This window comes from Muricoccus nepalensis, assembly GCF_006438825.1.
Classification (GTDB): Bacteria; Pseudomonadota; Alphaproteobacteria; order Acetobacterales; family Acetobacteraceae; genus Roseomonas; species Roseomonas nepalensis.
Map to the genome: position 1 here is coordinate 131,582 of NZ_RCZP01000012.1, position 12,769 is coordinate 144,350.

Annotated in this window: 12 protein-coding genes and 2 pseudogenes; 9 read left to right on the forward strand and 5 right to left on the reverse strand. The window is 69.0% G+C overall.

Going from position 1 to position 12,769, the window contains the following annotated elements; all coding sequences use genetic code 11:
• Positions 1-131: 131 nt before the first annotated feature.
• Together EAH89_RS14420 and EAH89_RS14425 are read right to left on the reverse strand one after the other, a co-directional pair.
• Entirely contained in the window at positions 132-347 is a 216-nt protein-coding gene (locus tag EAH89_RS14420; protein ID WP_140884302.1) for a hypothetical protein, read from the reverse strand.
• On the reverse strand, positions 348-971 hold the full coding sequence (locus EAH89_RS14425; protein WP_140884305.1) for a hypothetical protein: 624 nt from the start codon (positions 969-971) through the stop codon (positions 348-350).
• Between the two features lie 417 nt (positions 972-1,388).
• On the opposite strand from EAH89_RS14425, the gene EAH89_RS14430 reads away from it, so the two are divergent.
• The 3 genes from EAH89_RS14430 (at position 1,389) to EAH89_RS14440 (ending at position 4,315) form a co-directional block, all read left to right on the forward strand.
• A complete protein-coding gene (locus EAH89_RS14430) occupies positions 1,389-2,405 on the forward strand; it encodes a DNA/RNA non-specific endonuclease (protein WP_161993598.1) in 1,017 nt (338 codons plus the stop codon).
• Between the two features lie 12 nt (positions 2,406-2,417).
• Positions 2,418-2,711, forward strand: coding sequence for a hypothetical protein (locus EAH89_RS14435; RefSeq protein ID WP_140884309.1), 294 nt, complete (start codon positions 2,418-2,420; stop codon positions 2,709-2,711).
• Positions 2,712-2,953: 242 nt separating this feature from the next.
• Positions 2,954-4,315, forward strand: a complete 1,362-nt coding sequence (locus EAH89_RS14440) for an aminotransferase-like domain-containing protein (protein WP_241667022.1) — start codon at positions 2,954-2,956, stop codon at positions 4,313-4,315.
• Positions 4,316-4,325: 10 nt separating this feature from the next.
• Here EAH89_RS14440 and EAH89_RS14445 read toward each other — a convergent pair whose 3' ends face one another.
• Both EAH89_RS14445 and EAH89_RS14450 read right to left on the reverse strand, forming a co-directional pair.
• A complete protein-coding gene (locus EAH89_RS14445) occupies positions 4,326-5,603 on the reverse strand; it encodes a hydroxymethylglutaryl-CoA reductase, degradative (protein WP_140884313.1) in 1,278 nt (425 codons plus the stop codon).
• A gap of 72 nt (positions 5,604-5,675) precedes the next feature.
• Entirely contained in the window at positions 5,676-6,662 is a 987-nt protein-coding gene (locus EAH89_RS14450; RefSeq protein ID WP_140884315.1) for a Bug family tripartite tricarboxylate transporter substrate binding protein, read from the reverse strand.
• A 553-nt stretch (positions 6,663-7,215) separates the two neighbouring features.
• Here EAH89_RS14450 and EAH89_RS14455 point away from each other — a divergent pair.
• The 5 genes from EAH89_RS14455 to EAH89_RS14475 all read left to right on the forward strand — a co-directional run bounded on the left by EAH89_RS14455 (position 7,216) and on the right by EAH89_RS14475 (position 11,761).
• Complete coding sequence (locus EAH89_RS14455; RefSeq protein ID WP_140884317.1) at positions 7,216-8,022, forward strand: IS5 family transposase; 807 nt, start codon at positions 7,216-7,218, stop codon at positions 8,020-8,022.
• Positions 8,023-9,210: 1,188 nt separating this feature from the next.
• Complete coding sequence (locus EAH89_RS14460; protein WP_241667023.1) at positions 9,211-9,471, forward strand: hypothetical protein; 261 nt, start codon at positions 9,211-9,213, stop codon at positions 9,469-9,471.
• A gap of 277 nt (positions 9,472-9,748) precedes the next feature.
• Positions 9,749-9,940, forward strand: coding sequence for a hypothetical protein (locus EAH89_RS14465; RefSeq protein WP_140884319.1), 192 nt, complete (start codon positions 9,749-9,751; stop codon positions 9,938-9,940).
• A gap of 102 nt (positions 9,941-10,042) precedes the next feature.
• The gene (locus EAH89_RS14470) at positions 10,043-10,384 is read left to right on the forward strand and encodes an SWIB/MDM2 domain-containing protein (protein WP_140884321.1); all 342 of its coding nucleotides are present in this window, start codon (positions 10,043-10,045) and stop codon (positions 10,382-10,384) included.
• Between the two features lie 1,116 nt (positions 10,385-11,500).
• Positions 11,501-11,761, forward strand: coding sequence for a hypothetical protein (locus EAH89_RS14475; RefSeq protein ID WP_140884323.1), 261 nt, complete (start codon positions 11,501-11,503; stop codon positions 11,759-11,761).
• A gap of 590 nt (positions 11,762-12,351) precedes the next feature.
• On the opposite strand, the pseudogene EAH89_RS33420 reads toward EAH89_RS14475, so the two are convergent.
• Positions 12,352-12,445: pseudogene (locus EAH89_RS33420) on the reverse strand (DapH/DapD/GlmU-related protein); the annotation flags it as partial.
• Positions 12,446-12,533: 88 nt separating this feature from the next.
• On the opposite strand from EAH89_RS33420, the pseudogene EAH89_RS14485 reads away from it, so the two are divergent.
• A pseudogene (locus EAH89_RS14485) lies at positions 12,534-12,769 on the forward strand (IS481 family transposase); the annotation flags it as partial.

Below are 12,769 nucleotides of genomic sequence, written 5' to 3' on the forward strand. Positions count from 1 at the left end.
AAGGACGAGGGCTCCTCAAGGGGTGAGCCGGTGTCGATCGTTCGTCCGCACCGCGCGCCAATCCGGGCTAGCACGGCAGCAGGGTCGCTCCCGGCTCGGCTTCCGCCATCACGGGGTGCCCGAACGCCCGGTCAGCGCGCGCGGGGGTTTCCGAGCGAGATCGCGATGTCGGTGAGGTCGCGAAGCTCCCCCGTCTCGGGCGGGCGCTTCGGCGCGGCGGGGGCCGGGCTGCCCCGGTCCTCCTCGACGAGCCGGGGGAACTCCCCCCATCGCGGGCGCGTCTCGCGGCCCGCCGCGTCGGGGTTCTCCGCTCCCTCGGGAGCGACGTCGCGCACCGCCTTGAGCATCTACCTGAGCCCTCCGGCGGCGAAGGTAGCAACGAGCCCGCCGATTGTCAGCAGCAACGCACCGACCAGCGCCACGAAGGCCCGGTTCCTCCAGGTCTTCCTCTCGCGGTTCGCCTGCCGGTTGCGCGCCGTCGCGACAATCATCTGCGCGACAAGGCTGCCGCGCACCCGGGCCAGGATGATGCCCTCCAGTTCCTGGGGCGTCGCCTCCGCGAACTGCTCCCTCGTCTCCTGGGCCACCTGCCCCGCCGACCGGAGCAGCTCCGCCTCGGGAGCCACGTCGAGCACGCCCCGGCGGACAAGCGCCGCGAGCAGGCAGCCGATCGACACCACGACCAGCGCGACGTCGAGGGCGAGCGCGGAGGCGATCGGCGCCGCGTAGCCGGGCGCCGCCTGCCGGAGCTGCGGGGCCGCGACCGCGATGGCCGCGAAGGTCGCGCCGGTGCCGGTCGCGTAGAAGGGCAGGCTCCGGATGACGGTCTCCTCGTCGTCGAGCTCCCGGAGGAAGCGCTGGCGAACATAGCCCTCCAGAAACGCCTGCGTGGCGCCGGTGTCGGCGCGGTAAGCCGCCGCCTCTGAGTCGGGCCCCTGGGGCACGCTTCCCAGGCTCAAGGTTTCCTCCATGCGCGACTCCCGCGAACAAAGCAGGAACATGCACAACCGGGTTCACCCTGTCCACGAGCTTCCGCCCCGCTGGACGTCCCGTGATCGCGCGCAACCGTCCTCCACCAACGACGCGTTGCGCCCGGGCGTTGTCGCCACGGCTGCTGGGTGATGCGTGCCCGTTGATCTCATGCCGACGCTTCCCGGGCGCGACGAGGAACCGCGGGGATGCAAGCCCACGCGGACGAGCTTGGCGGACCAACGCGCGATCTCCCCGGATCATCCCCTGCCCGCGTGCCGCGCCGGCCAGCCACCTCCGCGCTGAAGGAACCTTCGCGGCTGTCCGCGTTATGGTCCTGCCCGTGGCGCACCGGCTCGGCGTGCTCGGGAAGCGAACCCGGATGATGGGACCGTCGTGACGGTGTTCTGGAGATGCGGGTGAGCTCCTCGACCCCCGGGCACCGCGCCACCGGCCTTTCCCGCCCATCGCTTCGTGCCATCGGCCTCGCGCTGCTTCTCGGCCTGCTGCTCGCCTCGCCGCCCGCCGTCGCCGCTCCCAGCGCCTGCCCCGAGCATTTCGCGAACGGAAGCGCGCCGGGCATCCTTCGTCCCGCCCTCGCCGCGCGCGTCCGCGAGCTCTGCTTCGAGGGCTACGCGGTCCTGCACAGCGGCGTCTCCCGCACGCCGCTGGCGGTCGCCGAGCACCTCACCCGCGCCCGGATGGCAGGGGCACGCGAGGTCGGGCGCGACGGGACCTTCCACGAGGAGGAGCGGCTTCCTTACGACGAGCGGGCGCAGCTCGCCGACTACGCCCGCTCCGGCTTCGACCGGGGCCACATGGCGCCCTCGGGCGACATGGCCACCCCCACCTCGATGGTGGAGAGCTTCTCGCTCGCGAACATGGTGCCGCAGCATCCCGCCTCGAACCGCTGCATCTGGGAGGGGATCGAGTCGGCCGTGCGTCGCTTCGCCGCCGACGAGGGGGAGGTCTACGTCGTCACGGGCCCGGTCTTCGCGGGCGAGAGCCTGGAGCGGATCGGCGGGCGCGTGCTCGTGCCGACCTCCCTCTACAAGGCCGTCTACGCCCCCCGGCGCGGGGCCGCCGCCGCCTACCTGGCCCCCAACGGGCCGGGCCTGGCGTGGCAGGCCGTGTCCCTGGCCGAGCTGCGCGGGATCACCGGGATCGAGGTCTTCCCGGGCGTCCCCGTCGCGGCCCGCGACCGGCTCCTCTCCCTTCCCGCGCCACGATCGAGCAGGGCACGCGGCGCCTGCGAGGGACAGGCCGAGACCGCGGAGCCGGGCGGCCGGGCGCGGGATGGCGGCGCGAAGCCCGAGCGGCCCTCGCCGACGCGAGAGGCCGAGGCCGAGGGCTGGAGCGTAACAACCCGCGTCGCCGCGGGCCTTGTCGTGGTGGTGATGATCGCCCTCCTCGTGCGGGTGCTGGGGCGGCGCTGAAGGAGCGAGTGCATGCCGAAGGGCACGGACAAGGGCAGGGAAACGGGCCCGGTGGGGCTCACGCCCTTCGCCGACGAAGCCGCCTCGACCTCCGTCGGCGACCTGACGATCGAGAACCGGCTGGACCGGGTTTCCGTCTACGGCTCGCTCGACCTCACCCGCGACCGCCGGGGCCTCGAGGCGGCCCGGCGCCTCCGGTCGCTGCTCGACGCCGTCGTCGGGGCGCTCGAGAGCGAGGGCGACCGCTTGCCCGAAGAACTCGAGAGCAAGCCGGGCACGACGCAGGTCCCGAACCCCTTCGGCTGACGCCTGCCGCCCGCGGCGGCTCGCCGTCCCCCGGCCGCGCTCCGCTCCCCCGGCACGCCGCCCCTCCCGGGACGGGGCGCCCGGAACAACCCGCCGGCCGTCATCAAGGCCTCGACGACAACAATCGTGCACACCGCTCTCGACATTCACCCGCCCGGCTCGCCAACGATGGTCGGCGGCGATCGGCCGAATCAGCCCCGCATCCTCGGCAAGGCATGAAGCCCACGTCAAAAGTCATCCGGATGGTCGCGCGCCTCTCCGCCGCGGTGGAGAGTGGGCTGTTGCGCCCGGGCGCTCGCGTCGCCTCCGTGCGCGAAGCCGCGCTGGAGCAGGGCGTGTCCAAGAACACCGTGACCGAGGCCTACGACCGGCTGGTCGCCTCCGGCCACCTGGAGGCGCGGCGAGGGGCCGGGTACTTCGTCGCCGCCCAGTCGGTCCGCCAGCCGCCCGCACGGAGCGAGGTGGTGGAGGCCCTGGGCCTCGTCTCCCTGCTGCGCGAGCAGACCGAGGGGCACTACGTCGTCCGCCCCGGCGAAGGCCGGCCGCCACCCTCCTGGATGGAGGAGTCCGAGCTCGCGCGGCACGTCGCCCGCACCGCCCGCGCGCAGCACCGGGGCGAGACGCACGGCTATGGGAGCTCCTGGGGCTACGGGCCCCTGCGCGAACAGGTCGCCCTCGCGCTCACGGAGCGCTCGATCGACTGCTCGGCCGGCCAGGTGCTGCTCACTCAGGGCGCCAACCACGCGCTGGACCTCGTGATCCGCCACCTCGTCGCGCCGGGCGACCGGGTCTTCGTGGACGATCCCGGCTACTACCCGCTCTTCGCCAAGCTGCGGCTCGCGCGGGCGGAGGTCGTGGGCATCCGGCGGACCATGGAGGGCCCAGACCTCGAGGACCTCCGGTCGAAGCTGGAAGGCGGGCGGCCCCGGGCCTTCTTCACGCAGTCCCTCGCGCACAACCCCACGGGGGGCACGCTCATCCCCTCGGTGGCCCATGGCGTGCTGCAGGAGGCGGAGGCGCACGGCTTCCAGATCGTGGAGGACGACCCCTTCGCCGACCTCCTTCCCCCCTCCAGCCCGCGCCTGGCGTCGCTGGATGGCCTGCGGCGGGTGCTCTACGTCGGCACCTTCTCGAAGACGCTCTCCGCCTCGCTCCGCGTCGGCTACGTCGCGGCGGCGGCGCCGGTCGCGCGCGCGCTCGACGACCTCAAGCTCATCACGGTGGTCTCGACCTCCCAGTTCACCGAGCGCCTCGTGGCCGGGCTGATCCGCGACGGCCATTACCTCCGCCACCTGCGGCGCCTCCGCCAACGCGTGGAGGCCGCCACGGCCCAGGCGCTGCAGGATCTGGCGTCGGTCGGGCTGCCCATCGCGCCCCCGCCGTGCCGCGGCTTCTACCTCTGGGCCGCCCTGCCGCCCGGGCTGGAGGAGGAGGCGCTCTGCCGCGAGGCGGCCCGGCGCGGCATCTTCCTGGCCCCGGGCTCGGTCTTCAGCCCCGAGAAGGCCGGCGGCCCGCCGGCCCTCCGCCTCAACGTGGCCCATGCCAGCGACCCCGCCTTCCTCTCCTTCCTGGCGGAGGCGCTCGCGGGCCCGGCGCGGGGCTGACGAGGCCGCGTCAGCCCGCGCGCATCCGCTCCAGCTCGGCGGCGGCGACGTCCTGGCGCACCTGCCGCCGCTCCACGAGAAGGGCCGCCAGGCGGGGCACCTCCTCGCCCACGGCGCCGGCCGCGATGGCGACGTTGTTGGCGTGCAGCGCCATGTGGCCCTTCTGGATGCCCGTGGTGGCCAGGGCCTTCATCGCGCCGAAGTTCTGCGCGAGGCCGACCGCGGCGATGATCCGCGCCAGCTCCGCCGCGGTGGAGACGCCGAGGATCTTCAGGCAGGCGCGCGCCGTCGGATGGATCTTCGTCGCCCCGCCGACGAGGCCGACCGGCAGCGGCAGCTCGATCGAGCCCGCCAGCGAGCCGTCGGCCGTCACCTCCCAGCTCGTCAGGCTCGTGTAGCGGCCGTGGCGCGCGGCGTAGGCGTGCGCGCCCGCCTCGACGGCGCGGGTGTCGTTGCCGGTGGCCAGCACCACGGCGGAGATGCCGTTCATGATGCCCTTGTTGTGCGTCGCGGCCCGGTAGGGGTCGGCCTCGGCGAAGTGGTAGGCGCTGACCATGCCGTCGCGCACCGCCGCGCCGCCGATGGCGTCGAGCGGCCAAGTGGCTCGCGCCCGCGCCAGGCGCCGGTCAGCGAGGTTGGAGAGGATGCGCAGCAGCACCCGGCCGCCGGTCCAACCCTCGATCGAGGGGGCCAGCGTCTCGGCCATGGTGTTCACGGCGTTGGCGCCCATGGCGTCGCGCGTGTCCACGATCAGGTGGGTCACCACCATGGGCCCGCCGCGCGTGGGCAGCACGCGCACCTCGAGGTCGCGGAAGCCGCCGCCGAGGCGGACCAGCATCGGGTCGCAGCCGTCGCAGATCGCGGCGATCTCGTCGCAGCGCTCCAGGATGCGCAGCCGGGCCGCCTCCGGGTCCGTGACGCCCGTGAGCTGCACTTGGGCGATCATGAGGTTGCCCGAGACCGAGGTCGTGAAGCCGCCCGCGTCGTAGCACTGGCGCGCGGAGTTGCAGACCGCGGCGACGACCGACGACTCCTCGGTGGCCATCGGCACCAGCACGTCGCGGCCGTCCACGCGCATGTTGGTGGCGACGCCGACCGGGATGGAGAGGGTGGCGACCACGTTCTCGATCATGTGGTCCGCCAGGTGGGCGTCGATGTTCCCGGGCGCGCCGAGCTGCGCCACGCTCGCCTCGTCGAGGCCGGAGAAGGCGGCGACCGCCTCCAGCCGCTCCGCCGTGGTCATGCGATGGAAGCCGGGGATCCGGGAGGTGAGATTGCTCAGGGTCATCGTCGTGTCCGGTGGGAAGGCGTGCGGAATCCCGGCAGGGCGGGCCTGCCCGAGCCAAGAAGGTGGGCCGGGCTATTCGAGCCGGATGTTGCCCTCGCGGATCACGTCGCCCCAGCGGCGCGTGTCGTCCGCGAGCGCCGCGCGCAGCACGCCGGCGTCGCCGCTCACGAGCTCCACGCCCTGCTCGGCAAGCCGCGTGCGAAGCGCCCGGTCCTCGGTCGCCGTCCGCAGCGCCGCGGCCGCGCGGGCCAGGATCGGCGCGGGCGTGCCGGCGGGCGCGAAGAGGCCCTGCCAGAAGAACACCTCGAAGCCCGGCAGGGTGGCCGAGACGGGCGGCAGGGCCGGGTAGCCCGGCAGCGGCGCGTCGGCCGTGACGGCCAAGCCGCGCGTGCCGCCGTCGGCCAGCGTGGTCGCCGCCTCCTGCACCGCCTGGAAGACCACGTGGATGCGGCCCTGCCGCAGGTCGAGCGCCGCCGGCGCGCCGCCGCGGTAGGGCACGTGGACGATGTCGATCCCGGCGCGGGCGCGGAACATCTCGAGGCAGAGATGGCTGACGGAACCGGTGCCGGGCGAGCCGAACAGCACCTTGCCCGGGTTCGCCTTGCAGTGCGCGATCAGCTCCGCCGTGTTGGTGGCGGGCACGCCGGGATGGACGTGCAGGATGAAGGGCGTGCGGAACACCATGCCGATCGCGTCCAGCTCCCGCGAGGGATCCTTCGGCGTCAGGTTCGGCTGGAGGGTCTGGTTGATGGCCAGGGTCGTGGTGCCCATCACCAGCGTGTAGCCGTCGGGACGGGCGCGGGCGGCGTAGGTGGCGGCGACCGACGTGGCCGCGCCCGGGCGGTTCTCGACCACCACGGGAACGCCGAGGCTGCGCGACATGGGGTCGGCCACCGCGCGGGAGGTGATGTCGGTCACCCCGCCCGGCGGGTAGCCCTCGATGAGCGTGATGGCGCGGTCTGGCCAGGTGCCCTGGGCCCGGGCCGTTCCCGCCCGCAGGCCAGGAAGAAGGACGGATGACGCCGCGGCGGCGGTGCCGATGAGGGTGCGACGGTGCATGGGCGGTTCCTGCTGGACGTTCTTCTTCAGCACAGAGTGCCGGTGGAACCGGTGGAACGGACAGGGACAGTTCGGCCCGAGGTTACTGGGACAGTTCCGCCCGGCGCCGCCCCTGAGAAGCATGCCTCGGCGGCAAACCGCCCGGCGTCGTCACGATAAGAGGTGGTTTTCACTACTACCATGAGTTGAGGAACCCTGTTTCGGCGGCCTGCTGACCATCTTCCCACCTGTGCGGCTTTGGTGCGGAGGGACAGGTGGACAGAAGGATCCTAGGGCTGATCGCGACGGCGATGGAGTGCTGCGAAGGGCGCCGCTCTCGCGGACGCGGCCACCCGCCTGCGTCCACTGTGCGGGTGCTGGCTACCCTGCGGGTGTTTCTGCGCGAGGGCACGCCATGGCGCGGCCTTCGGGCGACAACGGAGAAGGCCAGCGGCTCGACCCTGCGACGCTGCTTGGNAGAGGTGGTTTTCACTACTACCATGAGTTGAGGAACCCTGTTTCGGCGGCCTGCTGACCATCTTCCCACCTGTGCGGCTTTGGTGCGGAGGGACAGGTGGACAGAAGGATCCTAGGGCTGATCGCGACGGCGATGGAGTGCTGCGAAGGGCGCCGCTCTCGCGGACGCGGCCACCCGCCTGCGTCCACTGTGCGGGTGCTGGCTACCCTGCGGGTGTTTCTGCGCGAGGGCACGCCATGGCGCGGCCTTCGGGCGACAACGGAGAAGGCCAGCGGCTCGACCCTGCGACGCTGCTTGGCAGCGTGGTCGCGCACCGGCCTGCTGGGGCGGGTGCATGCTCTGCTCGTCCGTATGCTGCGCGGTCGCCCGGATCTGATCCTCGACAGCTGTTCCGTGCGCGCCAAGCGAGGTGGGGACCTGACCGGCCCGAACCCGACAGACCGGGCCAAGCAGGGCAGCAAGTACCACGTTGCGACCACAGGGGACGGGCTGCCGGTGGCCTGCGCCGTCACCGGCGCCAACGTCCCTGACACCGTGCTGTTCGAACGCTTGTTCCTGGCCGCCTTCGCGGTCCTGGCTCGCATTGGCACGGTCCTCGCGGACAAGGGCTACGACGCCGAGCGGCACCGCGAGCTCTGCCGCAAGTTCGGTGTCAAACCGTGCATCCACAAGCGCGGACGGGCACCCGGGTCAGGTCTGGGCAAGTGGCGCTGGCCAGTGGAGCGCACCAACGCCTGGCTGCTGGAGAACAGGCGACTGGCCCTGCGCTACGACCGCTGCGGCTTCATCATCCAGTCCCTGCTCCAGACCTCACGAGACACCTGCGGCCTTCGTGCGAGGTGTGAGTCGGCCTACCAGCGCTCCCCTGCCGCCTTCGTTCTGACGCTCGTGTGCAAATCTTAGAGTGTGGCTGCTCCTCACTCCAAGATTTGTGTGATGCCCTAAATAATCATGGGCTGAAGGTGCAGAGAATTACTTTCAACCCTGCGAGTACAGTTCAGAATAGGGCGCAAGCCGCTATTGTCAGCACCGATAGGATCAGATCAAACGCCCGCTCGTGTCTGGCAGTCGGGATCAACCCAGTTGATTCGCCGAGTATTGGATCTCGCTCCAAACCGCGCCGCGCGTTGAACTTTACCGGCCGAACTTTCCGTCCGGAAGGTGATCCCATCGCTCGTTACTAACAGCGGTCCTCACAAGAAGACTGACAACAACAAGAACAGCGGTGCCAAAGACGAAGGCGAGCATGCGACGATCTCCAATGACCTGATCCAGAGATCACCTAAACGTGATATCGGAGGCAGTACATGCTTAGTGAAGCACCGATATCACTAAATCGTTATAATTGGCGAGGGTGTGGCAGATTTGCACGGCCCGGTTGTGGTGAGCGTGCGGTTGATCTGCTTGAGGAAGTGGCTGGCGCAGGGCTGCCGTTGGGGCATGTCTCCATAGGTGTGCGACCAGCGTTGGGACGTGTTCTGATCCAACTGAAGCGCGTGCTGAGCGCCCCGCCGACGATCTCTGTCCGCCCTGGGCGCCTTTGCCTTAGCGTCGGAGGTACCCGGGCGAACGAGCTTGCCTCGGCACCCACATAGGGCCGAAATGATCGCCGCGCGAACAGTCGCTGTGGAAGGCGAGACGCCAATTGTCGTGCGCGGTGCGGCCTCCAGGAGCAGCACGTCACGCGCGAGCGGGAGTGGACGACAACGCCGCTCTGGATCAGCTTCGTAAGCTCGAGCATTGTATTGCCGAGACCCAGATACTCGCGAATTCGCAACGGTGTGACTTGTGCTCATCGCACTGCTTGGTTGCGCTCGGCGGGGAGGGGGGGAGCCGCAAACCGCGCTGGCCGCTGATAGCCATTTGCGCTGATGTATCGACCATGCCACAGCATTTGAGGTGGTGCTCAACCACGGCTAAACGGTGCACGAAACTTTACCTACCGTCTCCCGAACCAGCAGACTGCGACAGGTTTATATTGGACAGCTGACTGAGCTCTTGGTTTGCCCTTAATCTTGTTGGCTGATAGTCGAGGTCAGGCCCACGAGGGTCATCGTTAGCCAGAAGGGCTCCTCTGACCAGGAGACTTCTATGGCGGCTTCTCCTCCATCGATCGCCATCTCGGCCGAGTTCAGTTCGTGGCGAGAGCTGCCGCCCGATGCGCGGCAGCTGCTTGCGCAAGGTGCCATGCAGAGGGCGGCAGCCCTTCTGGCCCAGCACGCCGAACTCCTCGCCGCCGAGATGGAAGCGGGCGCCCTGCTCGACGATGGAGGACCAGAGGCACTGCGGCTCTTCGCGACATTGGTGCGAGCAACGAACGGCGATGATTGGGTTACGGTGGGGAACGCCTGACCCACTCCCACAGAAGCCGAGGTGGTGCGTGCGCCTGGTGAAGCAGCAGAAGGCTCTGGGCTGCAAACAGTGAGCCCTGTTTGAGGCGGATATTACGCGTTTAGTGGGTCACTGGTGACGCAGTGCGCTTCCGCACAGACGGGCGCCACGCGACGGAGGTGGCTATCGCCGTAGGCGTGCTGAGCAGCGTGCTGGAGCTTGGATGGCCGGTGTATGTCCGACGCGCGTGATCCCAGATCCGTCCTTAGCCGGCTGCGCCTCCAAGCTGATCCGTGCAATGCAGTCGAGCAACCGCGACGCCATCAGCGCGGCCCAGCCACAGACGCTGGCCGGCCTGATCGCCAAGGCGCGTGCCGCCAAGCTCGAGGCAACCTTCTGGGACAGCTTCGAGAACATCCACGACACCATGGCCGAGCCCTGGGCCTGGGACCTCGTCAACGCCCTGCTCCGCCTCGCCGGCGAGGGATAGCACCCTGGCACGGCGGGAGAGCTGGTCCGAGCGGGCGTTGCGCGCCGGCCCGCGCTGCGGCCAGCCTGCGAGGTCAGCAACACGAACGACGGGGAGTTACTCATGGCCAAGAAGGCGAGCACAGAGGGGCCAGAGCCTGAGGCGACCGGGGACGCGACGCCGGCCAGGGCGGGCAAGGTGGCAAAGCCCGCTAAGGGGGCCAAGCCGAACGCGCTGCAGCAGCCCCTGCAGCCCTCCGAGGACCTCGCGGCCGTCATCGGCGAGGGCAAGCTCGCCCGCGGCGACGCGGTCAGCAAGGTCTGGTCCTACATCAAGGAGCACAAGCTGCAGAACCCGGAGGACGGACGCGAAATCCTGGCCGACAGCAAGCTGCGCAAGGTGTTCGGCAAGGACAAGGTCACGATGTTCGAGATGAACAAGCACCTCGCCCGCCACCTGACGTAGCGCCGGCTCCTTGCACCCATCGGACGACATGGAGAGGTGGGTACCGGTAACTTTCGTTATGGTTCGTTCACGCATCCACGGTTAGCTGCCGTCCAAGGCGCCAGGGTTCCCCCTCGCCTTGGACGCTCAGGGCCGGCGCACTCCCCCCAACACCGCGCCGGCCCGCCCCTCCCCCTCGGAGTCTCGGACTAATTGGCTTGGTTGTGCCAGCGAGGGGACCGTCGGCTCGACCCCGAGGGTGCCTCCCACCCAAGTTACCCACAGAGTTTCACACTTTCGTTATGGTAACATTCTAATTTCATATCAGTTCGTTACGATGCAACCCGAGGTGGCACCCACGAGTTGTTAACATAGATTGGCGGCGTGCCAGGGGGGCGCTCCCTCAATCCGGATCCGAGAGAGCCCCCGTCTGTGAGATACGCAGGCGGGGGTTCGCTGTTTAGGCTGGAAGAAGCCGCTGCGCCCCGGGAGGGAGCCGGCCTACTGAGGCGGGCGCCACCAGTCAGAAGCGCCATCTCCTTTCATCCACCGAAATTCCGCTTGTATCATTCGGTATCACTATTTAGTGATCTAGTTGCCTGGTAGGCGACATGGGGAGTGTGAGCGATGGCAGGGCGGCGTGACCAGGGCATGGAAGAGGTTCAGATTGTGGTGGAGCGCGTCGGCTACGGGCCGCGCAAGTGGCGTTGGCGCCTCGCTAACGAGTGCGGGCTGACTGTTGGACTTGGAGCCGGGTTCTCCGGCCCCGAGAGTGCCTACGCCTCCGCGCAGCAGCGCCTGCACGATCTGCGGAACGGAGCAGGTCTGGGCGGGGTGAGCACAACGACGGTGCGTGCACCCATTGAGCGAAAGAAGAGACACGCCAAGACAAGTCCGGACGTGGCGGCCCACTCACGAGAACTGCAGCGGCCTATCAGTCTTCACTCAGGCAAGGAGCGACCGGCCGCCCCGGAGTTCATCCCGCACTTCACCCGAGCGAAGAAGCTGTTCCACCTCGGTTCTTAGGTAACCCCTCTCCGCAGGCGGATAGAAGGGGTGGCCGTCGGCTTGGTTGAAGCCAGCATCTTGCTCCTGCGGCTAACGCATCGTTCGCGTCGCCTGAGGTAGAGAGGCTTCATGAAGCTTCCGGCGCTCCCCTTTGCCAACGCGGTGTTCCAGACTGGGAAGGCCACTCGGCTAATGCTACGCCGCTTGTTCGACGGGATCGTGCTGGCTGCTTTCGGCCTGCTGGGAAGCTCGCTTGTCCTCACCGCGCTGGCGGCGGCCTACACACTGAAGCGCGCCCTCAACATCGACGTCGTACCCGGAGTCGACGTGCTTCCCGACGAGGAAATAGAGGCGCTCATCAACGGCGCGCTCACCATGCTGGGTTTCTAAGCAGACCTTGCTTCGACCGTGCCGCTCTTCAGCAGGGTGCGTTGGCTCTTCAACCCCGGCATCGGCGTCCAGAACATCGCTCCTGCGCCACGTCTCAGAACACGATCGGATGTGACGCTGCAACGGCTGGCAACACGTGCCTTTAACCGTGCACAGTTTAGCTTGTGCGCCGGACTTCCGCGCTACCTTCGCGGGGTCGAGGCAGTCCGGGCCGGCGTGGCGATGGGAACCCTCCTGCGCCGGTCCACCTGACCTCTGGTTAGGCGGGCATATGCGCAATCGTCGTCCGTCCTTTGTTGCTCTCTCGCCATGGTCAGACCAGCACTGAGGTCTTCTTGCGTGCAGCGAGAGACTAATACCGGCGCGCCTATGTCCTGACACATCGTCAGCTGGTCCCTGCCTTGCAGACACGGCTTCAGTCCTTCGCCTGTGGCGGGTCTGGACGGATCGGAACATCTGCTCGGCAGTATAAGGCGCTCACCAAAGGATTGCATCGGACTGAGCCCGGCGGGCGGGTCAGGACCACTGGATAGGCTGAATGGGACGCGCGGGGACGCCGGCGGCCAGCGCACCGGCCGGCACGTCCCGGTTCACGATCGCGCCGGCCGCGATCACCGCGCCATCACCGATGATCACCCCTTTCAGGATCGTGGCGTTCAAGCCGATCCAGACGTGGCTGCCGACGACCGGCCGCGGCCCGGCCGGGCGCCCCTAGATGTTTGATCCCAGGGTTTGATGGTGCAGTCTTCTCCCCTGAGCGGAAGGACGCACTATGGGCCAGGTTCTCCATGGCAGCGCCACAACGACGGAGGCAATCCGTCGAGCGATACAGCATAGTCAAGAGAGCCTGAGAGGGCTGGCCAAGCGCTATGGAGTGAACCCGAAAACGGTCGCCAAGTGGAAGGCGCGTGGGTCTGTTACCGACCTGCCGACTGGGCCGAAGGAGCCGAAGTCCACGGTTCTCTCGGTCGAGGAGGAGGCCGTCGTCGTCGCCTTCCGCCGGCACAC

Coding starts and splice junctions, on each gene's coding strand:
- EAH89_RS14465 (WP_140884319.1), top strand. CDS start 9,749: ATGCAGTCGAGCAACCGCGACGCCATCAGCGCGGCCCAGCCACAGACG.
- EAH89_RS14420 (WP_140884302.1), bottom strand. CDS start 347: ATGCTCAAGGCGGTGCGCGACGTCGCTCCCGAGGGAGCGGAGAACCCC.
- EAH89_RS14435 (WP_140884309.1), top strand. CDS start 2,418: ATGCCGAAGGGCACGGACAAGGGCAGGGAAACGGGCCCGGTGGGGCTC.
- EAH89_RS14475 (WP_140884323.1), top strand. CDS start 11,501: ATGAAGCTTCCGGCGCTCCCCTTTGCCAACGCGGTGTTCCAGACTGGG.
- EAH89_RS14445 (WP_140884313.1), bottom strand. CDS start 5,603: ATGACCCTGAGCAATCTCACCTCCCGGATCCCCGGCTTCCATCGCATG.
- EAH89_RS14460 (WP_241667023.1), top strand. CDS start 9,211: ATGGCGGCTTCTCCTCCATCGATCGCCATCTCGGCCGAGTTCAGTTCG.
- EAH89_RS14470 (WP_140884321.1), top strand. CDS start 10,043: ATGGCCAAGAAGGCGAGCACAGAGGGGCCAGAGCCTGAGGCGACCGGG.
- EAH89_RS14450 (WP_140884315.1), bottom strand. CDS start 6,662: ATGCACCGTCGCACCCTCATCGGCACCGCCGCCGCGGCGTCATCCGTC.
- EAH89_RS14440 (WP_241667022.1), top strand. CDS start 2,954: ATGGTCGCGCGCCTCTCCGCCGCGGTGGAGAGTGGGCTGTTGCGCCCG.
- EAH89_RS14425 (WP_140884305.1), bottom strand. CDS start 971: ATGGAGGAAACCTTGAGCCTGGGAAGCGTGCCCCAGGGGCCCGACTCA.